The sequence below is a fragment of the Bradyrhizobium sp. USDA 4454 genome (assembly GCF_054822705.1).
Genome location: NZ_JBTRCN010000001.1, coordinates 3,029,592 through 3,053,663, shown reverse-complemented (window position 1 = coordinate 3,053,663; position 24,072 = coordinate 3,029,592). Strand labels below are relative to the sequence as shown.

Annotated in this window: 24 protein-coding genes and 1 pseudogene; 10 read left to right on the top strand and 15 right to left on the bottom strand. The window is 64.0% G+C overall.

Annotated features, from left to right (window positions below; all coding sequences use genetic code 11):
• Positions 1-15: 15 nt before the first annotated feature.
• From ACVIW0_RS13970 to grxD, 4 genes are all read right to left on the bottom strand, one after another.
• A complete protein-coding gene (locus ACVIW0_RS13970; RefSeq protein ID WP_461352859.1) occupies positions 16-1,311 on the bottom strand; it encodes a serine hydrolase domain-containing protein in 1,296 nt (431 codons plus the stop codon).
• A 58-nt stretch (positions 1,312-1,369) separates the two neighbouring features.
• Positions 1,370-2,635 carry a serine hydrolase domain-containing protein gene (locus tag ACVIW0_RS13965; protein WP_461357323.1) on the bottom strand — a complete coding sequence of 422 codons (1,266 nt, stop codon included), beginning with the start codon at positions 2,633-2,635 and terminating at the stop codon, positions 1,370-1,372.
• A gap of 67 nt (positions 2,636-2,702) precedes the next feature.
• A complete protein-coding gene (locus ACVIW0_RS13960; protein WP_461357322.1) occupies positions 2,703-3,254 on the bottom strand; it encodes an O-acetyl-ADP-ribose deacetylase in 552 nt (183 codons plus the stop codon).
• Positions 3,251-3,583, bottom strand: a complete 333-nt coding sequence (gene grxD, locus ACVIW0_RS13955; RefSeq protein ID WP_016843475.1) for a Grx4 family monothiol glutaredoxin — start codon at positions 3,581-3,583, stop codon at positions 3,251-3,253. The genes ACVIW0_RS13960 and grxD overlap by 4 nt, the downstream gene beginning before the upstream one ends.
• 292 nt (positions 3,584-3,875) lie before the next feature.
• Here grxD and egtB point away from each other — a divergent pair, with 292 nt between their 5' ends.
• The 3 genes from egtB to ACVIW0_RS13940 all read left to right on the top strand — a co-directional run bounded on the left by egtB (position 3,876) and on the right by ACVIW0_RS13940 (position 6,742).
• The gene (gene egtB / locus ACVIW0_RS13950) at positions 3,876-5,129 is read left to right on the top strand and encodes an ergothioneine biosynthesis protein EgtB (protein ID WP_461352858.1); all 1,254 of its coding nucleotides are present in this window, start codon (positions 3,876-3,878) and stop codon (positions 5,127-5,129) included.
• 53 nt (positions 5,130-5,182) lie between these two features.
• Positions 5,183-6,151, top strand: coding sequence for an L-histidine N(alpha)-methyltransferase (gene egtD, locus ACVIW0_RS13945; RefSeq protein ID WP_461352857.1), 969 nt, complete (start codon positions 5,183-5,185; stop codon positions 6,149-6,151).
• 195 nt (positions 6,152-6,346) lie between these two features.
• Positions 6,347-6,742, top strand: coding sequence for a DUF4345 domain-containing protein (locus ACVIW0_RS13940; protein ID WP_461352856.1), 396 nt, complete (start codon positions 6,347-6,349; stop codon positions 6,740-6,742).
• Positions 6,743-6,751: 9 nt separating this feature from the next.
• Here the strand turns inward: ACVIW0_RS13940 and ACVIW0_RS13935 are convergent, their stop codons facing one another.
• Entirely contained in the window at positions 6,752-7,933 is a 1,182-nt protein-coding gene (locus ACVIW0_RS13935) for a low temperature requirement protein A (RefSeq protein WP_461352855.1), read from the bottom strand.
• A gap of 33 nt (positions 7,934-7,966) precedes the next feature.
• Positions 7,967-8,203: a BolA family protein gene (locus ACVIW0_RS13930; protein ID WP_212015434.1), complete on the bottom strand. Its 237-nt coding sequence runs from the start codon at positions 8,201-8,203 to the stop codon at positions 7,967-7,969.
• A 185-nt stretch (positions 8,204-8,388) separates the two neighbouring features.
• Here ACVIW0_RS13930 and ACVIW0_RS13925 point away from each other — a divergent pair, with 185 nt between their 5' ends.
• Positions 8,389-8,748 carry a DUF427 domain-containing protein gene (locus tag ACVIW0_RS13925; RefSeq protein WP_461352854.1) on the top strand — a complete coding sequence of 120 codons (360 nt, stop codon included), beginning with the start codon at positions 8,389-8,391 and terminating at the stop codon, positions 8,746-8,748.
• A gap of 142 nt (positions 8,749-8,890) precedes the next feature.
• Here ACVIW0_RS13925 and ACVIW0_RS13920 read toward each other — a convergent pair whose 3' ends face one another.
• On the bottom strand, positions 8,891-9,064 hold the full coding sequence (locus tag ACVIW0_RS13920; protein WP_029083837.1) for a DUF1328 domain-containing protein: 174 nt from the start codon (positions 9,062-9,064) through the stop codon (positions 8,891-8,893).
• Between the two features lie 187 nt (positions 9,065-9,251).
• On the opposite strand from ACVIW0_RS13920, the gene ACVIW0_RS13915 reads away from it, so the two are divergent.
• Both ACVIW0_RS13915 and ACVIW0_RS13910 read left to right on the top strand, forming a co-directional pair.
• Positions 9,252-10,436 (top strand): acyltransferase family protein, encoded by a 1,185-nt coding sequence (locus tag ACVIW0_RS13915; RefSeq protein ID WP_461352853.1) that lies wholly within the window; start codon positions 9,252-9,254, stop codon positions 10,434-10,436.
• Positions 10,437-10,621: 185 nt separating this feature from the next.
• On the top strand, positions 10,622-10,882 hold the full coding sequence (locus ACVIW0_RS13910) for a GlsB/YeaQ/YmgE family stress response membrane protein (protein WP_456733929.1): 261 nt from the start codon (positions 10,622-10,624) through the stop codon (positions 10,880-10,882).
• Between the two features lie 100 nt (positions 10,883-10,982).
• Here ACVIW0_RS13910 and purL read toward each other — a convergent pair.
• A pseudogene (gene purL, locus ACVIW0_RS13905) lies at positions 10,983-13,215 on the bottom strand (phosphoribosylformylglycinamidine synthase subunit PurL).
• A 173-nt stretch (positions 13,216-13,388) separates the two neighbouring features.
• On the opposite strand from purL, the gene ACVIW0_RS13900 reads away from it, so the two are divergent.
• A complete protein-coding gene (locus tag ACVIW0_RS13900; RefSeq protein ID WP_461352852.1) occupies positions 13,389-13,868 on the top strand; it encodes a PaaI family thioesterase in 480 nt (159 codons plus the stop codon).
• A gap of 671 nt (positions 13,869-14,539) precedes the next feature.
• Positions 14,540-15,550, top strand: coding sequence for a methyltransferase (locus ACVIW0_RS13895; RefSeq protein ID WP_461352851.1), 1,011 nt, complete (start codon positions 14,540-14,542; stop codon positions 15,548-15,550).
• A 23-nt stretch (positions 15,551-15,573) separates the two neighbouring features.
• Here ACVIW0_RS13895 and pstS read toward each other — a convergent pair whose 3' ends face one another.
• Complete coding sequence (pstS, locus tag ACVIW0_RS13890; protein WP_461352850.1) at positions 15,574-16,626, bottom strand: phosphate ABC transporter substrate-binding protein PstS; 1,053 nt, start codon at positions 16,624-16,626, stop codon at positions 15,574-15,576.
• Between the two features lie 110 nt (positions 16,627-16,736).
• Positions 16,737-17,450, bottom strand: a complete 714-nt coding sequence (locus tag ACVIW0_RS13885) for a glutathione S-transferase family protein (protein ID WP_461352849.1) — start codon at positions 17,448-17,450, stop codon at positions 16,737-16,739.
• Positions 17,451-17,557: 107 nt separating this feature from the next.
• Here ACVIW0_RS13885 and ACVIW0_RS13880 point away from each other — a divergent pair, with 107 nt between their 5' ends.
• Entirely contained in the window at positions 17,558-17,932 is a 375-nt protein-coding gene (locus ACVIW0_RS13880) for a winged helix-turn-helix transcriptional regulator (RefSeq protein WP_461352848.1), read from the top strand.
• Between the two features lie 93 nt (positions 17,933-18,025).
• Positions 18,026-19,003, top strand: a complete 978-nt coding sequence (locus ACVIW0_RS13875) for a DMT family transporter (RefSeq protein WP_461357321.1) — start codon at positions 18,026-18,028, stop codon at positions 19,001-19,003.
• A gap of 119 nt (positions 19,004-19,122) precedes the next feature.
• On the opposite strand, the gene ACVIW0_RS13870 is transcribed toward ACVIW0_RS13875, so the two are convergent.
• The 5 genes from ACVIW0_RS13870 to ACVIW0_RS13850 form a co-directional block, all read right to left on the bottom strand.
• Entirely contained in the window at positions 19,123-19,860 is a 738-nt protein-coding gene (locus ACVIW0_RS13870; RefSeq protein ID WP_461352847.1) for a tetratricopeptide repeat protein, read from the bottom strand.
• A 217-nt stretch (positions 19,861-20,077) separates the two neighbouring features.
• Positions 20,078-21,682, bottom strand: coding sequence for an ABC transporter substrate-binding protein (locus tag ACVIW0_RS13865; RefSeq protein ID WP_461352846.1), 1,605 nt, complete (start codon positions 21,680-21,682; stop codon positions 20,078-20,080).
• A 118-nt stretch (positions 21,683-21,800) separates the two neighbouring features.
• A complete protein-coding gene (locus tag ACVIW0_RS13860) occupies positions 21,801-22,778 on the bottom strand; it encodes a tripartite tricarboxylate transporter substrate-binding protein (RefSeq protein ID WP_461352845.1) in 978 nt (325 codons plus the stop codon).
• Between the two features lie 5 nt (positions 22,779-22,783).
• Positions 22,784-23,485: a phosphoribosylformylglycinamidine synthase subunit PurQ gene (gene purQ, locus ACVIW0_RS13855; RefSeq protein ID WP_461352844.1), complete on the bottom strand. Its 702-nt coding sequence runs from the start codon at positions 23,483-23,485 to the stop codon at positions 22,784-22,786.
• 4 nt (positions 23,486-23,489) lie between these two features.
• On the bottom strand, positions 23,490-24,071 hold the full coding sequence (locus ACVIW0_RS13850) for a hypothetical protein (protein ID WP_461352843.1): 582 nt from the start codon (positions 24,069-24,071) through the stop codon (positions 23,490-23,492).
• Position 24,072: the final 1 nt, after the last annotated feature.

Below are 24,072 nucleotides of genomic sequence, written 5' to 3'. Positions count from 1 at the left end.
AAACTGCGAAGCTGGCTACCGCCCCATCGCCTGGTAGATCAGCGTCTTCAGCTCCTGCTGAATCCGGCCGCGCTGCGACGGCGTCTGCACCATGAAGATCCCGAACAGATCGTCGGAGGGGTCGATGAAGAAGAAGGTGCCGCCGACACCGTCCCAGCGATACTCGCCCAATGGCCAGTCCGTGTTCGCCGGCACCGAGGTGCGGACCGCGAAGCCGAGGCCGAAGCCGGAGTTCGGACCGGGATAGTAGTTCTTGTCGCGCACGATGCCGGTTTCCGGACCGATATGGTCCCGCGCCATCAGCGCGATGGTCTCCGGCTTCAGGTAGCGCCGCCCCTCGTAGCTGCCGCCGTTCAGCAGCATCTGCGAGAAGCGCGCGTAGTCGCCGATGGTGCCGACCATTCCGCCGCCGCCGGATTCCCGCCGCAGCGGCCGGCGCGGGTCGCTAACGTCAGCGACCGGACTGATGATGCGATCCGTCGGCATCGGCTCGGCGATCAGCGGCCATTTCGCGGGGTCGGCGACATAGAACGCGGTCTCGTTCATGCCAAGCGGGCCGAGCAGCCGCTCCTTCTCGGCCTGAAACAGGGATTTGCCCGTTATCACCTCGATGATGCGGCCGAGCACATCGGTGGAATGGCCGTAGTCCCATTGCGTGCCGGGTTGCTCGGCAAGCGGCAGCGAGCTGAGCCGCGCCACGAACTCGGCATTGTCGGGATCGTTATTGAACAGGCCGGCATCGGCGTAGGTCTTGTTCACGACACCGCCGCCATAATAGCCGTAGGGCAGGCCCGCGGTGTGACGCATCAGATCCTCGATGGTGAGGGGCCGCTTGAGCGGCTCCAGCGTCATCGCCGGCTTGCCTTCGTCGCCGCGCTTCTCGACGCCGACCTTCATGTCGGCGAAGGCCGGGATGTATTTCGAGACGGGATCGCCGAGGGCGAGCTTGCCTTCCTCCACCAGCATCATCGCGATCACAGTCGTGATCGGCTTCGACATCGAATAGAGGCGGAAGATGGTGTCCGCGCTCATCGACAATTCCGTTGCGACGTCGCGAACTCCGAAATTCTGGTAGTAGACCGGCTTGCCGTGCTGCTGCAGCAGCAGGATCGCGCCGGGAATCTTTCCGGTCGCGATCTCGTTCCTGACATAGTCGGAGACCTTGGCGAGGCCTTCCGCCGAGAAATTGTGCGCGGCCGGCCCCGCGGAGCCGGCCTTCGCAACCGTTGCAGACGCGAGCAGGAGTGCCGCGACGATCGCGCAGCACCCGCGTATGCAAGAATATGATCCGATCCAGCTGCCTCGGATCATATTCTTATCCTTTTGTTGTGACGCGTTTTCTTCACGCGAACCAGAATCCACAAACGCTTTAGTTCTCCAAAGCTTCATAGACGAGCTGCTTCAACGTCCGCTGGATGCGCTGGCGCTCGGTCGGCGTCTGCTCCAACAGGACGAAGAAGAAGTCCTGCTTGCGGTCGATGACATAATAGCAGCCGCTGGCGCCGTCCCATTTCAGCTCGCCGAGATCGCCGGGCGGCGGCGGCTTCGCCGTGCCCGGATCGGTGCGCACCGCGATGCCGAGTCCGAAGCCGAAGCCGTCGCCGGGGAAGTAGAAGAAGTCGCGCTCGACGCCGGAGCCCGGGCCGACACGGTCGGTGGTCAGCTCCTTGAACGTCTCGGGCTTCATGATGGTCTTGCCGTCGAGCGTGCCTCCATTGAGCAGCATCTGGGCGAAGCGCGAATAATCCGCCATGGTCGACACCATGCCGCCGCTGGCGGATTCCCACTTCTTGACCTTGGTCGGATCGTTGACCCGGCCGACCCGGAAATCGCTGTCGTTCGGCATCGGCTCGGCCAGCAGCTTCTGCTTCTCGGGATCGGTGACGAAGAAGCCGGTGTCTTTCATGCCGAGCGGGCCGAACAGCCTTTCCTGCTCGATGGTCGAGAGCTTCTCGCCGGTGGTAATCTCCATCACGCGCGCCAGGATGTCGGTGGAATGGCCGTATTGCCAGAGCGCGCCGGGCTGGTTGTGCAGCGGCAGCTTGGCGATCCGCTCGGCGAATTCCGCGAGGTCGAAATCGCCGCCGTAGATGTCGGCCGCCTTGTAGGCCTTGCGGACCAGGCTGTCGCCATAGAAGCCGTAGGTGATGCCGGACGTATGCGTCATCAGATCGAGGATCGTGATCGGCCGCTTCAGCGGCACCAGCTCGAGCGTCTTGGTGCCGTCCTCGGCCTTCTTCTCGACCCCGACCTTCATGTCGGCAAAGGACGGAATGTATTTCGAGACGGGATCGTCGAGCTTGTACTTGCCTTCCTCCAGCAGCTGCATCGACACCACGGCGGTGATCGACTTGGACATCGAGGCCAGGCGGAAGATGGTGTTGTCGGTGATCGGCGTCTTGCTGACCACGTCCTGCACGCCGAAGGCCTCGTGATAGACCGGCTTGCCGTGCTGCTGGATCAGGACGATGGCGCCCGGTATCTTTCCGGTCGCGACCTCATTCTTGAAGAACTCGCCGATCTTGGCGAGCTTTTCGGGGTTGAAGTGCGCCCCCGCCGGTATCTCATAGGTGCCCTCGGTGTGCGAGAACGCCGGCGCGGCGAGCACCACCGCGGCGATGGCTGCCGCGCACATCAAACGAAATGAATCCATTCGAACTATCCCCCTCCGGAAATCACGGAGAAGTGTAGCGGCGGTATCATCAGGCACAAGGGCTGCCAAAGCCGTCCAGGACCCCCTGATGAAGCTCGCCGCTCGGGGCCGAGAAGCAGCAGAAGATCACCTGCGTGACGCCGGGCGCCGCCGCCAGGGCATCGACCACGGCCTTGACCGCAATGCCGGCGGCGCGGTCCGGCGGGAAGTGATAGACGCCGGTCGAGATGGCGGGAAATGCAATGGAAGCGAGCTGGTTGGCGTGGCACAGCTCGATGCCGCGGCGATAGCAGGAGGCGAGCAGCGCATCCTCGTTCTGGGCGCCGCCATGCCAGATCGGGCCGACCGCATGGATCACATGCTTCGCCGGGAGCCGGTAACCCCTGGTGATCTTGGCATCGCCCGTCCTGCAGCCGTGCAGCGCGCGGCATTCGGCAAGCAACTCGGGGCCGGCGGCACGATGAATCGCGCCGTCGACCCCGCCGCCGCCGAGCAGCGATGAATTGGCCGCGTTGACGATGGCGTCAACGCGGAGCGTCGTGATGTCGGTAACGATGACGTCGAGCCGCGCCTGGCCGATCCGGCGCGCGGTCAAGGTCAGGCAGCCACGTCGACCGGGATGCCCTTGTCGGCAAACAGCTGCTGCAATTCACCGGCCTGGAACATCTCGCGGATGATGTCGCAACCGCCGACGAACTCGCCCTTCACATAGAGCTGCGGAATCGTCGGCCAGTTCGAATAGACCTTGATGCCGTTGCGCAGCTCGGCGGACTCGAGAACGTTGAGGCCTTTGTAGCCGACACCGATGTGGTCGAGGATCTGCACGACCTGACCGGAAAACCCGCACTGCGGGAATTGCGGCGTGCCCTTCATGAACAGCACGACGTCGTTCGACTTCACTTCGTTGTCGATGAATTGCTCGATGCTCATTTTCGCTTCCTTGCGTGGGCGGCGCTCTCAGGCCTTGACGGGCCGGCCCGCCCTTCTAACCCGTGACTGGCTATATATGTAGCTCAAACCATTGTGCATCCAAAGCAAAATGGCGGAAATCTGGCATGCGGTGGGGCCGGGCGGCGGTCCAAAAGGCGCCCAGATTATCTGACGGGCCCAATATCATCATGGGGGAGGCTTTTTTCCCGTAACGGAGCCCCTATCTAGGACGAACTGCCCGTCAGGAACCGGATTGCCGAAGCAACGTTCTCCCCTTGAATCGGAGACCCTCGTGACGAAACCAGCCTCTGCCGCGATCGCCCTTTCTGCGGCCTCCCCGTCACTTTCCTCCGAATCCGGGCCGCTCGCGGAGCGGCTGGTCGACGCCTATCGCGCGGTCCGCGACGAGACCGAGCGCCGGGTCGCGCCGCTGTCGGCGGAAGATCAGCTGATCCAGTCGATGCCGGATGCGAGTCCCGCCAAGTGGCACCGCGCCCATACGACCTGGTTCTTCGAGCAGTTTATGCTCGGCGAGCACGTCGATGGCTACACGCCGTACCACCCGGACTACGCCTATCTGTTCAATTCCTATTACGTCACCGCCGGCCCGCGGCATGCCCGCCATCAGCGCGGCCATCTGACCCGCCCGACATCAGACGAAGTCACCGCCTACCGCCGCCATGTCGACGCCGAGGTGGTGAAATTCTTCCAGACCGCCCCACCTGAAAAGCTGGAAGCGCTGGTGCCGCTGGTCGAGGTCGGCCTCAATCACGAGCAGCAGCATCAGGAATTGATCTACACCGACATCCTGCACGCGTTCGCGCAGAACCCGATCCCGCCGGCCTACGATCCGGCCTGGCGTTTCCCGGCGTCGCACCGCGGCGCGGACGAATGGGTCACGCTCAACGAAGGCATCCACACCGTCGGCCACGCCGACGACAGCTTCCATTTCGACAATGAGAAGCCCGCGCACCGCGCGCTGGTCGGTCCGGTCAAGCTCGCGAAAAACCTCGTCGCCAATGCCGACTGGCTCGCCTTCATGAAGGACGGCGGCTACTCCACCGCGACGCTGTGGCTGATGGATGGCTTCGCTACCGTCAGAAATGAGGGTTGGCAGGCGCCCGGCCATTGGCGCGAGATCGACGGCGAATGGAGGATCATGACGCTGGGTGGCCTGCAAGCAATAGATCCGCACGCCCCGGTTTGTCACGTCAGCTATTACGAGGCGGATGCCTTCGCCCGCTGGGCCGGCAAGCATCTGCCGACCGAGATGGAATGGGAGGTCGCAGCCCGCGCCGGACTGCTCAACGACGCCTACGGCATCGTCTGGCAATGGACCCGCAGCGCCTATTCGCCCTACCCGGGCTACCGCGCGATCGAAGGCGCGCTCGGTGAGTACAACGGCAAGTTCATGGTCAACCAGCTGGTGCTGCGCGGCTCGTCCCTGGCGACGCCGGCAGGTCATGGCCGTGTCACCTATCGCAACTTCTTCTACCCGCACCATCGCTGGCAATTCACGGGGTTACGCCTCGCCGACTACGCCTGATCTAATCCTGTCGACATCAAGTGCGCGCCGGTAAGCGCGTTCAGGAGAGTATCATGAATGTGCATGCCGCCGCTTTAGCCAAAGCGTATCCGTTCGACGAAGCGACCTCGGCGTTTGCCGGAGATGTGATCGGCGACCTCGCCCGTCACCCGAAACGGCTGTCGCCGAAATATTTCTACGACGCCACCGGCTCGGAGCTGTTCGAGCAGATCACGGTGCTGCCGGAATACTATCCGACGCGCACCGAGCTTGGCATCCTGCGCGACCGAGGCGACGAGATCGCCGCGATCATCCCGGACGGTGCGGCGCTGGTCGAGTTCGGCGCCGGCGCCACCACCAAGGTGCGCCTGTTGCTCGAGCATTGCGAATTCGCAGCCTATGTGCCCGTCGATATTTCCGGCGATTTCCTCAAAGCCCAGGCCGACGGCCTGCGCAAGGATTTCCCCGGTCTCGGCATCTATCCGGTCGCGGCCGACTTCACCACGCCGTTCGCGTTGCCGGATGCCGTCGCCGCGATGCCGAAGGTCGGCTTCTTCCCGGGCTCGACGCTCGGCAATTTCGAGCCGAGCGAGGCCCTGGCCTTCCTGCGCAGCGCACGCCAGATCCTCGGCCATGGCGCGCAGATGATCATCGGCGTCGATCTCGAGAAGGACGAGCGCGTGCTCTACGACGCCTATAACGATGCGGCCGGCGTCACCGCGCGCTTCAACCTCAATGTGCTGGTGCGCATCAACCGCGAGCTCGGCGGCAATTTCGACCTCTCGGGCTTTACCCACCGCTCGATCTACAACCGCGACCGCCACCGCATCGAGATGCATTTGATCAGCCGCAAGGCGCAGACCGTGCGGATCCTCGGCAACACCTTCGCGTTCCGTCCGGGCGAGAGCATCCACACCGAGAACAGCTATAAATACTCGCTCGAGCGCTTCACCGCGCTGGCCCGCAGCGCAGGCTGGACGGTGCGCAACAGCTGGACCGACGCCGACACGATGTTCTCGGTGCACGCGCTGGTCGCCGATTAATGCGCGTTGAAATTACGTTTAACTGAAGCGGCGGCGGTGCTTCACCTCTCCCTTTGGGAGAGGCCGGCGCGTAGCGCCGGGTGAGGGATTGCGGTCTCTCGTTAGTGGCGCCGCCCCTCACCCGATTTGCTGCGCAAATCGACCTCTCCCCATTGGGGAGAGGTGAACATCCCCACTCAAACCAGGAGCACGATCATGGGCCGGCGCGCGCTCCAGATTGCGACGGCGGCGCTGGCCCTGGTGCCGATCCTCACCGGCATCATCACCATGCTCGGCGTCAGCGACCCGCTCTATGCCTCCTCGGGCGTGCCGGCGCTGCCGGTGCTCGACGGCAATCTGCGCTTCTTCGGCGGGGTCTGGCTCGGTCTCGGCCTCGCTTTGCTCTGGCTGGTGCCGCGCATCGAAAGCGAGAGCGTGCTGTTCCGCGTGGTGTGGAGCGGCATCTTCCTCGGCGGCATCGGCCGGCTGCTGTCGATGGTGATGGTCGGCCTCCCGCCGCTGGCCTTCGTGGGCTTCACCGCGCTCGAAGTGATTGGCGCGCCGCTGTTCGTGTATTGGCAGCACCGCGTGGCCACGGCCGGACGCGGGTAGCGGCCGCCGCTACTCCTCTTCCCCCGTCGACCGCAGCGAGATCGACTCCCACGCCGCGACCACGATCATGATCGCGGTAGTGACGATCGAGAGCGTCAGCGGCGACATCGCGTGGGCAAAATATGCCGTGACCGCCAGCGCGACGATGCCGACGCCATGCGAGAGCTGCAGGAAATTGCGGATGACATATTTGAACAGGATGGTCCCGACCAGGAACAGCGCGGGGCCGCCGACCGAGCTCACGATCGTCTTGAGATCGGCATGGCCGGACGGATGCTTCAGCACCAACTCGTCGGCGACCGCGGTGAGGATGATGCCGCCGACGATCGGCATGTGCAGATAGGTGTAGGCAATCCGCGCCACGCGGCCGGATTCCTCGGACTTGGAGATCATCTCCGAGCCGGCCTCGGCGCCCTTGTGGAAATAGATCCACCACATCGCGATGCTGCCGACCAGCGCCGAGATGAAGGCTGCGACATTCTCCGGCGTCCAGGTCAGCTCGGCAAAGGTCGCACCGTCGACCACGATCGCCTCGCCGAGCGCAATGATGATGAAGCCGGCACAGCGCTCGGCCATATGGCCGCCCTCGACCGACCACGCCTCCATCGAGGAGAAGCCCAGCCCCGGGGTCCAGAACCGCAGCGCCGGCGCGACGTATTCGATTGCCAGCGCCGCGATCCAGAGCCACATCCGCGTCTCGTGCTCGGCAAGGCCGCCGAGCACCCACAGCACCGCCGAGCCGGACAGCCAGGTCAGGATGCGGATCGCGTTGTGGCGCACCGCCGTCCAGCGCCGCGGCGTCGCCAGCAGCCAGAACGCGGTGCGGCCGACCTGCATCGCGGCATAGGTCCCGGCAAACCACGGCCCGCGCCCCTCGAAGGCGGTCGGGATCGAGGTCGACAGCAATAGCCCGCCCAGCATCAGCACGAACAGCAGCAGGCGGACCGGCGTCAGCTCGGGATTGAGCCAGTTGGTGACCCAGGTGGTGTAGACCCACACCCACCACACCGCGAGGAACAGCAGCGTGACCTGCACCGCGCCCAGCGGGGTGAACTGGTGCAGCAGCGTGTGCGACAGCTGCGTGACGGCAAAGACGAAGACGAGGTCGAAGAACAGCTCGGCATTGGTGACGCGGCTGTGCTGGTTCGGCACGATGACGCGAAACATCGCGCCGCGCGGATTGTCTGCCATCGCTCGAGGCCCCCGCCTGCCGGCCTGGAGGGCCTAGCCGCCCGGCACCCCGGTCTGCAGCGCCAGCGCATGCAGCACGCCGCCCATCTGGCCCTTCAGCGATTGGTAGACGATCTGATGCTGCTGGACGCGGGACTTGCCGCGGAATGACTCGGATATGACAGTGGCCGCATAGTGGTCGCCGTCGCCGGCCAGATCGCGGATCGTCACCTCGGCATCGGGGATCGCTGCCTTGATCATCGATTCGATATCACGGGCGTCCATCGGCATCCCAGTCCACCTCCGTCAGGGTCGTTCGAATCATGGCTGGCCCGGCAGCCATGCAGGTAAAAACCTAGCGCCTGAGGTCTTCTAGGTCACCCTGCCGCACACTATATCCCCATTCCCAGCGATTTAAACCTGCATCAATCGGTCACAAGCCATCACGCCGAAATGACCAGAAGAGGCGCAGAATCATGAAGCTCCCCGGCCCCGACCATCCGATCACGATCACGCCCAATGCCAAGCGCGTCCGCGTCACCGCCGACGGCGTCGTGATCGCCGAGACCAGCCATGCGCTGACCCTGAAGGAAGCGAGCTATCCGGCCGTGCAATATATCCCCCGGCAGGATGCCAATATGGCGTTTTTGACCCGCACCGAGCGGACCACGCATTGCCCCTACAAGGGGGATGCCAGCTATTTCAGCATCAAGGCCAACGGCAAGACGCTGGACAATGCGATCTGGACCTATGAGGAGCCCTTCCCGGCGATGACCGAGATCGCCGGCCACCTCGCCTTCTATCCCGACAAGGTGAAGATCGAGGAAGTGGCGTAAGAGAACCAACTCCAGAGTCATTCCGGGGCCATGCGTTAGCATCGAACCCGGAATCTCGAGATTCCCCGGTTTGCAATTGCGCACCTGAGGTTCACGCTTCGCGTGCCCGGAATGACGGTTGCGGTCGGGACGACGACGTCCGCTACGCCCTGAAGATCGTGAGCCCGAGGATCAGGAGCACCAGGAAGATCACGACGAACACGTAGAACAGGAAGCGCGCGATGTCGGCGGAGGCGGCTGAGATGCCGGTGAAGCCGAGCAAGCCCGCGATGATCGAGACGACCAGGAAGATCAACGCCCATTTCAGCAGTGTCATTGCTTGCTCCACCAACCGCACGCGCGCTGTGCGCGTCCGCCGATAACGCCGGCTTCCGAGCCCGGTTCCAAAACGAAACAAACGCGCCGAGATGACCGACCTCGACACCACGGAAACGGGCCGATTGGGCCTTGCTGAATCGAGTTCCCGACTGCAACATCAGGCTGCAGACCCGGCTGGGGGCACCATGAAATCGATTGCTCACGCGGCTCCGGCCGTCGACGTCCAGGCAGCACCGAAGCTCCACAAGCGCAATGTCGCCCTCGACCGTGCACGCACCTTCCTGACGCTGGTCGTGCTGCTGCATCACGCCGTAATCCCCTACACCTATTTCGGGCACACCGACCCGACGTCGTGGATCGGCTTCGACTGCGTGGTGCTCGCCACCGACAGCTTCTTCATGGCGATGTTCTTCTTCCTGTCGGGGCTGTTCGTCTGGCCCGGGCTCGGCCACAAGCCGTGGCTGATCTTCCTGCGCGATCGCCTGCTGCGGCTCGGCCTGCCCTTCGTGGTCTGCGCTTTCACCGTGATCCCGATCGCCTATTACGCGATCGCGCTGCGCGCGACGCCGGATCTGACCTTCTCCGAGTTCTGGCGGAAGACCGTGACGGCCGGCCCGTGGCCGAGCGGCCCGATCTGGTTCGTCTATGTCCTGATGACCTTCGACCTCACGGCGAGCGTGCTGTACCGGGTGTCGTCGCGTCTGCTCGATCCGATCAACCGTCTGTCGATCAAGGGATTTGAACGTCCCTCGAAGTTCTGGCTGTTCCTGGTCGTGGTCAGCGCCGCCGTCTACCTTCCGATGCTGGTCGCCTATGGCCAGAACTACTGGTTCGAGTTCGGACCGTTTTCGGTGCAGGCGAGCCGCGTGCTGCTGTATGCCTGCTATTTCTTCGTCGGCGCGGGCGTGGGAGCGGCGAACTTCGAGAGCGGCGTGCTCGGCGCGCACGGACGGCTGACCGAGCGGCGCTGGTTCTGGACCGGCATCACGCTGATCCCTTATGCGATGATGTGGGTGATGATCTCGATCAAGCGCGGGATCATCGGTAACCCCGATCCGCTCCCCGCCTGGTATCTGGCGATCTACGGCAGCTTCTACGTGCTGTTCAGCGCCTCGATCCTGTTCGCGATCCTGGCCTACTTCCTGCAATCGAAAGGGCCGGGGCCGACGCTGCTCGACCGCATGCAGGGCGACGCCTACGGCATGTTCCTGGTGCACTATCCGATCGTGCTGTGGCTGCAATACTGGCTGTTCGACATGGAGCTGCCGGCGATCGCAAAGGCGGCGATCGCGTTCTTCGCCACCGTGGCGCTGAGCTGGGCCGTCACGACCGTGCTGCGCAAGCTGCCGGGCGCCAAATACGTGCTGTAGTTTCCCATCGCGGCGGCGCTCTCACGTTCTGCCGCGACAGGCAAATCGACGGCAGCGGCCCAAACGGCAAGGCTGAGAGCCCGAGCGCGGCCGACAAGTTGCGCACAACCTGCCATTGGTCACATGCCGCGGGGTGATTCTCGGCTATGCTGGCCGGACTGCATGACCTCAAGGAGCGTCCTCGGATGAACGACCCTCAAGTTGGATGGATCGCCGCCATCATCGTCGGCGGATTGGCCGGCTGGCTCGCCGAGATGTTCATGAAGTCCGGAACCGGCATCTTCATGAACATCATCCTCGGCATTGTCGGCGCGGCGCTGGCGAACTGGCTGTTGGGTCTGCTCGGCGTGTCGCTCGGCGGCGGATGGCTCAGCTATCTCATCGCCGGCTTCATCGGCGCCTGCATCATCATCTTTGCCTGGCGCGCGGTTCGCGGCGCGACCTGACGCGATCCGCAGGGCATCGCGGTTGAACAAAGGAAAATAGCGCGATGATCGGATCATCGCGCTATTGAGCTCGTTGCTTTGTGGCGCGGATCCTGCCGGATCAGGCGGCGGTGCCGCTCATGTAGTTCGGCAGCCAATGCTCGAAGGCGCGCGACAGGCTTTCGACCGCCACCGGCGCCTCGCCGGCGACCGCAATCGCATCGCCGCCGGTGGTGCCGATCCGAGCGCAGGGCACACCGGCGCCCTTCATCTTTGCCAGCACGAGGCCCGCGTCGGCCGCCGGCACGGTGACGATGTAGCGCGCCTGATCCTCGCCATACCAATAGGCATGCGGCACGATCGAGGACGGCGCGGCCAGGAGCTGCGCGCCGATACCGCTTGCGATCGCCATCTCGGCCAGCGCAATCAGGAGCCCGCCATCGGACACGTCATGCACCGCGGTCGCGGTGCCGGCGTGGATCATGCCGCGCACCACGTCGCCATTGCGCTTCTCGGCGGAGAGATCGACCGGCGGCGGAGCGCCCTCCTCGCGGCCGCAGACATCGCGCAGGTAGACCGACTGGCCGAGCCAGCCCTGGGTGTCGCCGACCAAAAGGATCGCCTCGCCCGCTGCCTTGAACGCCAGGGTCGCCGACTTGGTGAAGTCGTCGAGCACGCCGACGCCACCGATCGAGGGCGTCGGCAGGATGCCGCGGCCGTTGGTCTCGTTGTAGAGCGAGACGTTGCCGGACACGACCGGGAAGTCCAGCGCGATGCAGGCTTCCGCAATTCCTTTCAGGCAGCCGACGAACTGGCCCATGATCTCGGGCCGCTCCGGATTGCCGAAATTGAGATTGTCGGTGATCGCGAGCGGCCGGCCGCCGACCGCGGTGATGTTGCGCCAGGCTTCGGCCACCGCCTGCTTGCCGCCCTCGAACGGATCGGCCTCGCAATAGCGCGGCGTGACGTCGACGGTGAGCGCAAGCCCCTTCGGCCCGTCCTCGACGCGCACGACCGCGGCATCGCCGCCGGGACGCTGCATGGTATTGCCGAGGATGACGTGGTCGTACTGCTCCCAGACCCAGCGCTTCGAGCACAGTTCGGGCGTGCCGATCAGCTTCTCCAGCGCGTCGGCGATGCCGAGCGGCGGCTTGACGTCCTGGCCGCGGATCACGGGCAACGCGCTCGATGCGACATGCGGACGGTCATAGACCGGCGCCTCGTCGCCGAGCTCCTTGATCGGCAAATCGGCCATCACGTCGCCGCCATGCTTGACGACGAAGCGCTTGGTCGGCGTGGTGTAGCCGACGATCGCGAAAATCGAGCCCCCATTTGCGGAAGATCGCCTCGGCCTCTTGCTCCTTCTCGGGCTTGAGCACCATGAGCATGCGTTCCTGGCTCTCCGAGAGCATCATCTCGTAGGCGCTCATGCCGGTCTCGCGGGTCGGCACCGCGTCGAGATGGAGGTCGACGCCGAGATCGCCCTTGGCGCCCATCTCGACCGCCGAGCAGGTCAGGCCGGCAGCGCCCATGTCCTGGATCGCGACCACGCAATCGGCCGCCATGATCTCCAGGCAGGCTTCCAGCAACAGCTTCTCGGCAAAGGGATCGCCGACCTGCACGGTCGGCCGCTTCTCCTCGGAGGCGTCGTCGAATTCGGCCGAGGCCATCGAGGCGCCATGGATGCCGTCACGGCCGGTCTTGGAGCCGAGATAGACGATCGGCATGTTCACGCCGGAGGCCGCCGCGTAGAAGATCTTGTCGGCTCTCGCGAGGCCCACCGCCATCGCGTTGACCAGGATGTTGCCGTCATAGCGGGTGTGGAAGCGGACCTGGCCGCCGACCGTCGGCACGCCGAACGAATTGCCGTAGCCGCCGACGCCGGCAACTACGCCGGACACCAGGTGCCGGGTCTTGGGATGCTCCGGCGCGCCAAAACTCAGTGCATTCAGGCAGGCGATCGGACGCGCGCCCATGGTGAAGACGTCGCGCAGGATGCCGCCGACGCCGGTGGTCGCACCCTGATAGGGCTCGATGTAGCTCGGGTGGTTGTGGCTCTCCATCTTGAAGACCACGGCCTGGCCGTCGCCGATATCGATCACGCCGGCATTCTCGCCGGGGCCCTGGATGACCCAAGGGGCCTTAGTCGGCAGGCCGCGCAGATGGATCCGGGACGACTTGTATGAGCAATGCTCGTTCCACATCGCCGAGAAGATGCCGAGCTCGGTGAAGGTCGGAACCCGCCCGATCAGCTTCAGGATGCGCTCGTACTCGTCCGGCTTCAGCCCGTGGGCGGCGACGAGTTCGGGGGTGATCTTCGGTTCGTTCTTGGGCTCGTTTTTGGGCGCGGTCATGGGACCCTTAATAGGGAGATCGAACGGAGGCGAAAAGGCCTTTTACGGGGCATTTCCGGCCTGTCCAGAGCTTTGCGGCGGCTCGACGCGGCCCGGGATTTGCTACCCGGATTTGCACAATGGGGATGGATCGGATTTAAGGACCCGAACCCGCTAATTGAAGGCCAGATTTCGTGAACGAGCTCGCCAAAACCGCATTCAACCACCGCCCCGACCTGCATGTCGAAACCGAGGGCGAATTCGCCGGCTGGCGAACCTGGACCCGGGACAATTTCGAGAGCCATTCCGGCCCGTTTTACCACCGCATGGATGAGAACGGCCGCATCGCCTGCGCGTTCCGGGTCGCCAAGAAACACCTCAACGGCAGCAGCAACGTCCACGGCGGCTGCTTCATGACCTTCGCGGATTACTGCCTGTTCGCGCTCGCCGGCTCGGTGCTCCAGGGTCCCGGCGTCACGGTGTCGTTCGCCTCGGAATTCCTCGACGCGGCGCGCGAGGGCGACCTGATCGAATGCACCGGCGAGGTCACCCGCGCCGGCGGATCGCTGATCTTCGTGCGCGGCATGCTGACCTCGGCCGGGCGGCCGCTGTTCAGCTTCTCCGGCACCATCAAGCGGGTGAAGCGCAAGGCGCCGGCGGAGCCAACGGCGTAGAGTTCGAAACCCGCTTCGCATGAAATGCGCGAGGCCTGTGGACACGCGCCGTCATCCAGCCGTACATCGGCGCGGATTGAATCGAACACGCAGCTCTAAAAAGCGATGAGATTCGGTTGAATCGGCTTGGCGCGGTCTCGGTTCACCTCTCCCCGTTGGGGAGAGGTCGGATTGCGAAGCAATCCGGGTGAGGGCTCTTGCTCGCTCGATGGGCCTTAACCCCTCACCCGATTTGCTGCGCAAATCGACCTCTCCCAAGGGAGAGGTGAAGGTTCGATGCCGTTCCAGCTCAACCTAATCTCATCATGCGCTAGCGCATTGTCTTCTCGCGCGTTCTTCGCGTGAAGCGACGCAGCGCCGCTTGTGACGCGCAGCCGCGCTGTCGTTGCCTCGTCGCGCGAGGTGCTGAACGAGGTGCTGCGCTAAGTCTGGCACCGAAATTTCAGGCAGTACCACGATGGACGCCGGATCGGCGTCCATCGTTCATTTGATGTCCGCCAGTTCGACGCCGGTGGCGTTCACCTCGCCGATATGTCAAAATCAAACTTATTCGCCATTGTTTGAAATGACGCCGCGGCGCACCGCTGCGACCATCCCGGCGTTCAGGCCCGCAACAGGGCAACACGTTCACTCGGCTGAATCAGCCGCGACAACCAATTTGGGACCTAGTCATGAGCGAGCCAACACCCGAACATATCATGCAGATCGGCTTGGGCTTTTGGGCATCCAAAACGCTCCTGAGCGCCGTCGAGCTAGGCGTGTTCAGCGCCTTGGCCAACGGCCCGGCCGACCTGCCGACGCTTCAGACGAAGCTTGCGTTGCATCAACGATCGGCCCGCGACTTCCTCGATGCGCTGGTGGCGCTCAAATTGCTGGAGCGCGAGAATGGCATCTACCGCAACACGGCGGACACCGACCTGTATCTCGATCGAGGCAAGCCATCCTACATCGGCGGCGTTCTGGAGATGGCCAATGCCCGGCTCTATGGCTTCTGGGGATCGCTCACGGAGGCGCTGCGCAGCGGCGAATTGCAGAACGAAGGCAAGGGCGGAGGAGATAACCTCTTCGTAGCTCTTTACGCCGATCCGGGCCGGTTGCGGGGATTTCTGAGCGCGATGAGCGCCATCAGCGCGGGTGCGGCCCACGCCATTGCCGGCAAGTTCCGGTGGAGCGAGTACAAGACGTTCATGGATCTTGGTGCGGCTCAGGGCATGGTGCCTGCTACGCTCGCCCAGGCTCATCCGCACCTCACCGGCATCGGCTTCGACCTCCCCGTGGTCAAGCCGGTGTTCGAGGAATTCATCGCTCAGCGCGGGGTGAAGGACCGCGTGCAGTTTCGAGGAGGCAACTTCTTCGAGGACACTCTGCCGAATGTCGACGTCATCATCATGGGTCACATCCTTCACGACTGGGACCTTGCCGGCAAGAAGGCGCTGCTCGGCAAGGCTTTTGATGCTCTTCCGAAAGGCGGCGCGGTTATTGTTTATGATGCCGTCATCGACGACGATCGTCGCGAGAACGCGTTCGGGCTGCTGATGAGCTTGAACATGCTCATCGAAACCGCCGGTGGGTTTGACTACACAGGCAAGGACTGCCAAGCCTGGATGCGCGAGGCCGGATTCTCGACAACCCACGTCGAGCCGCTGGTCGGCCCGGATTCGATGGTGATCGGTTTCAAGTAGCCTCTCCGCAGACTGCCGTTCAGTCAGCGCTTTCCTGGCGCCGCGGCCGAGGCCGTCAGCGCCTCGAAATTGTGCTGCCAGTAACGCTCGATCTGCTCGACCAGCGTGGCCGGCAACGGCACATAGTTGAGCAATTGGGCCTGCGGCCTGCCGCTCTGCAGTGCCCAGCGCAGAAAGTCGAGCGCAGTTGCCGCCCCGTCGGGCGATTTCGACTGCCTGTGCATCAGCACGAACGTCGTCGCGGTGATTGGATAGGCGTCCTCGCCCGGCGCGTTGGTGAGCACCAGGTTGAAATCCTGCGCTGCCGTCCAGTCCGCGCTCGATGCGGCAGCCTGGAACGATGCGGCGTCCGGGGTGACGAAATTGCCGGCGCTGTTCTGCACCAGGCCGAAGGAAATCCGGTCGAGCCGCTGCAACGCATAGGCATATTCGAGATAACCGATCGAGCCGGGAATCAGGCCGACCAGCGAAGCGACGCCGTCGTTGCCCTTGCCGCCGAGCCCGACCGGCCGCTCCACCGACGTGCCCTCGCCGACGCTGGCCTTCCACTGCGCGCTGACCTTGGAGAGATAATTCGACCAGTTGAACGTCGTGCCCGAACCGTCGAGGCGGTGAACCACCGTGATCGCGGTGCGCGGCAGCTTCAAATCGGGATTGACGGCCCGAATGGCCGGATCGTTCCACAATCTGATCCTGCCGAGATAGATGTCGGCGAGCAGCTGTCCGGTGAACTGGATCTGTCCGGGCTTGACGCCCTCGATGTTGACGACCGGCACGACGCCGCCGATCACGATCGGGAATTGCACCATGCCAAGCTTGTCGAGCTCCTTCGAATCGAGCGGCATGTCGCTGGTGCCGAAATCGACCACGGCCTTCTTGATCAGGCCGACGCCGATGCTCGAGCCTACCGCCTGATAGCTGACGGTGTTGCCGGTCGTTGCCTTGTAGGCATCGATCCACTTCGCCATGACAGGCGATACGAAGGTTGAGCCCGCGCCCTTGGTCTCCGCAGCCAGACATTGCGTCGCGACGACCAGAGCAGTGAAAATGATCGGTAATCTGAAATGCTTTGTCATGGCCCGAGCCTAACAGCGCGGGCGGTAGCTGCGTGTGGGCCAGGTCACAAAACTGTAACATAGGCCGAAGCCCAAACGGCGGGCTCCGGTCTCCTGGCGGCCGGGAATCCTCACGCGCCCAGCGTGCCGAACCGATCGATCACCTCGGCAAGCGGAACGTGACCGGCGCAGGTGCCCGTCCCGGGGCTGCTCTCGCCCGTCTCCAGCGCCGTCGCGTAGATCACGGCCGGGTTCGCTTCCAGTCGGGCGCGCAACGCGGACAGTTTCGGCCAGCGATTGCGGTCGGCGACGGCGTGAAAATCGAGCCAGCGCGCGACACCGATCAGCAGCCCATCCGCCAATGTCGGGCGGTCGCCGAGCAGGAACGGCGTATCGCCGATCAATTCCTCCAGCCGGTCGTGGCGCTGCACGACATTGCCCTTTCCCCACTCCCGCAGCGCGGACTGCATCGCGGGATTCGGCGTCTGCATCTCCAGTGCCGCCCACAGCGGACTGAACGCGGCGGTGAAGCCGGTGTTCACGAACGCCATCAGCTGAAGCATCCGGTCGGACTGCGGAGACAGAGGGTCGAAGCTGATGCGGCGCTCGGTATCGCGAGCCGCGAGCCAGCTTGCGATCGCCATGTTCTCCGTCAGCACCCTGCCCTGGTCGGTGACGAAGGCCGGCGTCTCATGCCGCGGATTGATCCGGGCATAGGAGCGATCGCGCATTTCGCCGAGCATGTCGACGCGGCAAAGGCGATAGGGTCTGCGCAGCCATTCGAGCGCTGCAACGAGCCCCATGGAGCTTCCGAGCGGGAAGCCATAGATAAGGATAGGTTCCATGATGTGGTCTCCGGTGATGTCTGACGATCACGCTGCGCAGCGGAGCCGGACCCTATTCGTCACAACCGTGAAGTAAATTACGCACCTTTTTGTAACCACGAGCCGCCATGAAATCCCTCGTCTCCCGTTGCCCGATCGAAGAAGTCATGCAGATCCTGAGCGGCCGCTGGCCGACGCTTCTGATCTATTATCTAAAGCAGGGCACCAAGCGCTTCAGCGACCTGCGCCGGGACAACCCGACCATCTCGCACAAGATGCTCAGCCTCGAGCTTCGCAAGCTGGAGGACGCCGGCATCGTCGAGCGCATCGAGTTCGACGGCTATCCGCTGCGCGTCGAATACCAGCTCACACCGGCCGGCCACCGGCTCGTGCCGCTGATCGATGCCCTCGGCGACTGGTGGGAAGCGACATCGGGTGCTGGCGGACATTCGCGCTCCACAGATGCCGAACCGGCCGTGTCAAATACCGTATTGCGGGATTGAACGCGCGGCGGGCCGCAGAACTTGGCTCTGGCCTCCACAGAGGTCCCGAAGTATCAGTTTCGGTGCGCGTCAATGCGCAGGGGGCCAATCAAGCTGCCGAAGAGCACAGCCAAGGCGGGTAGCGTGACGGCTCCCGGGATCACACCCACAGCGACGAGATCGACGCCGGGCGTGCGCGGCTGGCGCGATTATGCGCTGCTTTTGGCGCTGGCCTGCTGCTGGAGCTCGACCTATCCGCTGACCAAGATCGGGCTCGGCTCGATCCCGCCGGTCACCTTCATCTCGGCGCGCTCGCTGGTCGCGGCCGCCTTCCTGCTCATCGTGTTGCGGCTGCGCGGCATCCGCATCCCGACCGACATCAAGGCCTGGAAGCTGTTCGCCTTCCAGCAGACCATCAACTCCACGATCCCGTTTTTGGTGATCACCTGGGCGCAGCTCTACGTGCCGGCGTCCAACACCGTGGTGCTGGCCTCGACCACGCCGATCTTTGCCTTCCTGATCACCTGGGCGATCACGCGGCATGAGCCGGCCTCGCTGCTCAAGCTGGTCGGTGCGATCCTCGGCCTCGCCGGCACGGTCGCGATCATCGGCCTCGATGCACTCTCGGGCTTCGGCAAGGAGATTGTCGCCGAGATCGCGATCCTGCTCGCCACCGTCTCGTTCGCCTGCGCCACGATCTTCGGGCTCAAATTGTCGGACTACGACCCGATGGTGGTCGCCGCCGGCTCGCTGCTGTTCGGCGGCACCGTACTGCTGCCGGTCGCGCTGATCGTCGACCATCCCTGGACGCTGCACCCGACGCCGCAGGCGCTGGTCGCCACCGTCGTGATGGGCATCTTCTCCAGCGCATTCGGCTTGATGCTGTTCTACATGTGCCTGACGCGGCTCGGCACACTCACCACCAATGCGCAAGGTTACTTGCGGATTCCGATCGGCGTCGCGCTGTCGGTGATCCTGCTCGGCGAAAACGTGCCGTCGAATCTGGTGCTCGGCCTTGTGCTGGTCATGGCCGGCGTCGCCGCGATGACGGTGCCCGCTGAAGCCATCAAGCGCTGGCTGCGAAGACTGTAGAAGCGGATAATTTGTACACAGCCTATCAACGTCATTGCGAGGAGCGACAGCGACGAAGCAATCCATATCTCCACTCTTCGCTGCGCTCGTAATGACGAGTCACATACATCTACCGCAGCTCAGGCCGACAATTGCTTCTCGGCGATCGCGAGCCACTCGGCCTGCGCGTCGCGCAGGTATTTCGGCGCGCGCCGCATCTGGATCAGCAGTTCGTTGAACACCATGCGCGCCTCGGCGGTGCGGCCGACCAGCTGCAGCAGCAGTCCGTAGCGCACCCGCGCCTCGGCGCCCGGAAAATACTGCGACACCGCCTGGTACTCTTCCAGCGCCTCGTCGAGCCGGCTGAGTTCGGCGAGCGAGCGGGCATAGAGCAGATGCCCCTCGGCGGACTCGAAATCCGGCCAGCGCTCGCGCAGGGCATCGAGCGTCGCCAGCGCCTCGGCCGGCTGCTTGCGGGCGAACTGGGCCTGCGCCTTGGCGAGCGCATAAGCCGGATCGTCGCCTTGCGGCAGCCCCAGCACATGGTCGTAATGGCCCTCGGCCTCCTCGAAGCGCCCGATAGTGTGGCATTCGGCGGCGAGCGCCACGCGGTTGGCGATCGTATCCGAGGTCGCGAGCCGGTCGGACAGTTCGCGATACCGCTTCTCCGGATCGAGCCGGTTGGCGACGCGTTTGCGTGCCTGCGCGGCACCCGGCCCGCCCCACCATTCCGGAACGAGTTCGACGACGATGTAGGCGAGCGCGCCGATCAGCGGCACCATCAGGATGATGAAGGCCCAGGGCTGCAGGCGCCCGGTGCGCGAGGCGTGATAGATCAGCGAGATGTCGAGCAGCAATATGACCAATGCTACAGGCATTAAGGATCCCAGCGAGCCGGACAGACCATCCAAAGTCGCCACCGTCATAACGCGCCCGGCACGCTGCGGCAATCCCCGGTTGTTACTCCGGCAGCGCTAGCGTGAAGAGATCGTGAAACGGCAGCGACTATCCCTGCATTGGTCGCGGACGAAACGGATCAGGTTCATGCTCTTTGCGCCATGGCGCGAGCATGCGGGCGACGACCGTTACCCCGGCCTATTGCATGCTGACCAGCGTGAGGTCGACGAACCACGACTGGGGCGACACAAAACCCTTCACCTTCGGACTCATCGCGCGGGGGTTCAGATCGTGGACGATATAGAGCCAGGGCGGGTCGTCGACGAGGCGCTCATGCGCCTTGCGATAGGCCGCCGAGATCACTTTCGGATCGGTCGCTTCCGAAATCGTCTTGAGTGCGGCTTCGAACTCGTCGTCCTTCCATTGCTCGAAATTGAAACCGTTCGGTGAAAAATTGGCAGCCAGGAAATAGCGCGCCATCACGCCGGCGTCCGACGAAGGCGAACTGATATTGAGCGCCATCGCGCCCCGCAAATTTGGACTGTCGGGCGTGGCCCGGGCCGCGGTCAAGAGCACCTGCCATTCGATCACGTCGAATTCCACATTGACCCCGCAGGCTTCCTTCAGGTTCTGCTGGAGGAATTCGTTCATCGGCAGCGGCAGCATCTGCCCCGAGCCTGAATTCGAGATCAGCACCTTGAACCCCAGGGGCTTTGCCGGCGTGTAACCGGCCTCGGCAAGCAGCGCCTTGCCTTTGGTCGGGTCGAATTTGTAGCGGTTGGCCGGTGCGCCGAAATCGGGATCGCTGACCTTGAGCCAGCCGACCGACGGCTCTGCGGTCCCGTTGAGCAGGGACACCAGCCCGTCCCGATCGATGCAGTAGTTCAGGGCCTGGCGAACCCTGACATCCTTGAATGGGCTGTTGGCGGCGCCGATGTTGTAGAACCACGGCCAGACATGCGGATAGGAACCGGTGGTAATGGTGAAGCCGGCGGATTTCAGGGAGTCGATGCCATCGGCCGGCGGCACTTCGATCCAGTCGACCTGGCCGGCGCGCAAGGCGGCCAACCGCGAATTGGCCTCGGGGATCGGCAGCAACATAACGTTGTCGACCTTCGCGATCTTGCTCGTGTCCCAATATTTGTCCCATCGCGCCAGGTCTGCCTCTTGCCGCGGCACAACCCTGGTGATGCGGAACGGCCCGGTGCCGGCAGCCGGCAACGTCGCGACCTTGGCCCAGTCGTGGCCGGCCTTCTCGAATGACGCGGGCGAGGTGAACAGAAGATAGACCGCCATATAGGGAAAATAGGATGCCGGCTTCGTCGTCGTGATCGCCACCGTTGCGTCATCGATCTTCCGGTAACTGCCCATCACCGGGACCCGCGCCCGCGACATCGCCGAGCTCGGTGGTTCAAATTGCGGGCTCTCGCTGTTGAAGTAGCGATCGAGATTCCAGATCACGGCATCGGCATTGAAATCGGTACCATCGTGGAATTTGACGCCCTGGCGCAGATGGAAAATCCAGGTCTTGTTGTCGGAAGGGTCCTGTTCCCATTTCTCCGCGAGTCCGGGACGCAACGTGGCCAATTGGTCGGTGCCGGTCAGATTCCACAGCACCAGCCCCTCAAAGATCGGATAGCCGAGAAAGCGCATGCCTTCGAAGCCGTTATTCGGCAGCCCGGTTGCCGTCGGGATATCGGACGCCGTCATGGCGATACGCAGCGTGGTCTCGGCCGTCGCCGAACGCGACGACAGCAGCGCGCACAGGAGCGCAATCGTGCAGTAAGCCTTGCGAATGAGCATGATGCATCTCCCGTGCTACGATCAGAAGACCACCAGCAAGTTTCAGGCCAATCTGGCGACGGAAGACCTTGGCCCCGCGACCACCTCGAGGCAGAGCCAACGCGGCGAGGACGACTTTCTACTTCTTGTCGTCTGCCAGCAGCGCGCGGTATTTCGCAACGTCGCGGGTCACCAGCTGCTGCAGCACCTCGGGTGCAAGCTCATCGGCATCGGGCGCGACCGTCGACAGATCGACGAAGCGCTTCTTCACCGCCTCGCTCGCGACTGCGCTGCGCGCCGCGGCATTCAACTTGGCGATAATTTCCGGAGGCGTGCCCTTCGGCGCGAACAGGCCGTTCCAGCCCTGCGCCTCGAACTCGGGCAATCCGGCTTCGGCCGAGGTCGACAGTTCCGGCAGCGAGGCGAGCCGCACCGTCGAGCCGACCACCACCGCTTTCACCAGCTTGTCGTCGATCGCCTGCGACACCGACGCCGCGGCATCGCAGACGCCGTCGATCTGGCTGCCGATCGCATCCGTCAGTGCAAGTGCCGCGCCGCGATAGCCGACCAGCTGCACGTCGATCCCGGCGGCATGCACGAAGCTCTTGCAGATCAGGTAATTCGAGGAGCCGACGCCGGCGTGGCCGAGATTGACCTTGCCCGGATTCTTTTTCGCGTAGTCGATGAATTCCTTGAGGTCCTTGGCCGGGAAATCCTTGCGCAGCGCGACGATGCCGAAGGTTTTGGCGACGACGGCGATCGGTGCGAACGAGTCAGGCGTGAACGCCAGTTTTGGGTAGATGGTGTAGGTCGCGGCATTGGTGCCGGCATTGCCGATCGCGATGGTGTAGCCGTCCGGCTCGGCGCGCGCCGCGCGGGTCAGCGCGGTCGAGCCGCCAGCGCCGCCGACATTCTCGATGATGATGGTCTGGCCGAGCGCCGCGCTCATCTGGTCGGCGACGGCGCGGGCAATCACGTCGGAGGTGCCGCCGGCCGTGAACGGCACGATCATCGTGATCGGGCGTTTTGGGAAGTCCGGCTTCGCGGAATCCTGGGCGTGAACTGCCGTCGCGAGAACTAGTGCCGCGGCCGCGGCAAGGCACCACCGCCCCAGCATTTCCGTTACGCCGCCTTCTCGAACTGCTGGACCAAGCCGGCAAACAGGCCGCGGCCGTCGGTGCAGCCCATGATCTCTTCGACGTGGTTTTCCGGATGCGGCATCATGCCGAGCACGTTGCCGCGCTCATTGACGATGCCGGCGATCGAATGCGCGGCGCCGTTGAAGTTCGAGGCCTCGTCGACCACGCCATCGGCGGAGCAGTAGCGGTACAGCACCCGCCCGTCGCCTTCGAGCCGCTTCAGCGTCTCCTCGTCGGCCTCGTAATTGCCCTCACCATGCGCCACCGGCACGCGGATCACCTGGCCGGCATTGTAGCCGCGGGTGAACGGCGTGTCGGAGCGCTCGACCTTCATGTGCACGTCGCGGCAGACGAATTTCAGCCCGGCGTTGCGCATCAGCACGCCCGGCAACAGCCCGGATTCGCAGAGGATCTGGAAGCCATTGCAGACGCCGAGCACGAGCCCGCCCTTGGCTGCGAAATCGCGCACCGCGTCCATCACCGGCGCGCGCGCCGCGATCGCGCCGCAGCGCAGGTAGTCGCCATAGGAGAAGCCGCCGGGCACCACCACGAGGTCGGTGCCTTTGGGCAATGAGGTCTCGGCGTGCCAGACCATCGCGGTCTCGTTGCCGGATGCGAGTTTCAGCGCGCGCGCCATGTCGCGCTCGCGGTTGATGCCGGGGAAAACGAGGACGGCTGATTTCATTGCGTCACCTGGTTTTGGGTGCCAGCGCGAGCTTAACTGCGGCGGCAAATCTTGCGTAATTGTCGTTGCTGGCCTTTTCGTCGTGCGCCGTACTGATCAGGCTGGCGGAGCCCTGTCCGCCAAACAGCAGGCCGTTGACCTGATACTCGCTTGCGCCGCTGGGCGTCACCGTGAGGCGCCGTGCCTTGTACATGCGCGGCACCGCGGTGCCCTTGTCGCCGTCAACACCAAGCAGCGTGATCCGCTGTCCGGGCGTCCGCTGTTCCAGCGCCTTGATGATCTGGTTCTGCCCGTCACGGAATTGATCGAGGGTCATCTGATTTCCGCCGGTGTACACCCGGTAGCTGACCTTCGAACCCGCTCCGCATTGCGCTTGCTCGCAACGGAACAGATGCGTGTCGGTGCGACGCTCGTAACGCCAGCCGCTGACTGCAAATGGCGGCCGCTGCGTGGTCCCCGACGGCGCCGGCGCAGGCGACTGAGCCGAAGCACCGCCGATCCCGGCAATCGTCAGCAAACCGCCCAACAACAATCGGGCGACCCTTCGGTCATTACCAGGAGAGAAGACGGGCGCGGCTGACATCATC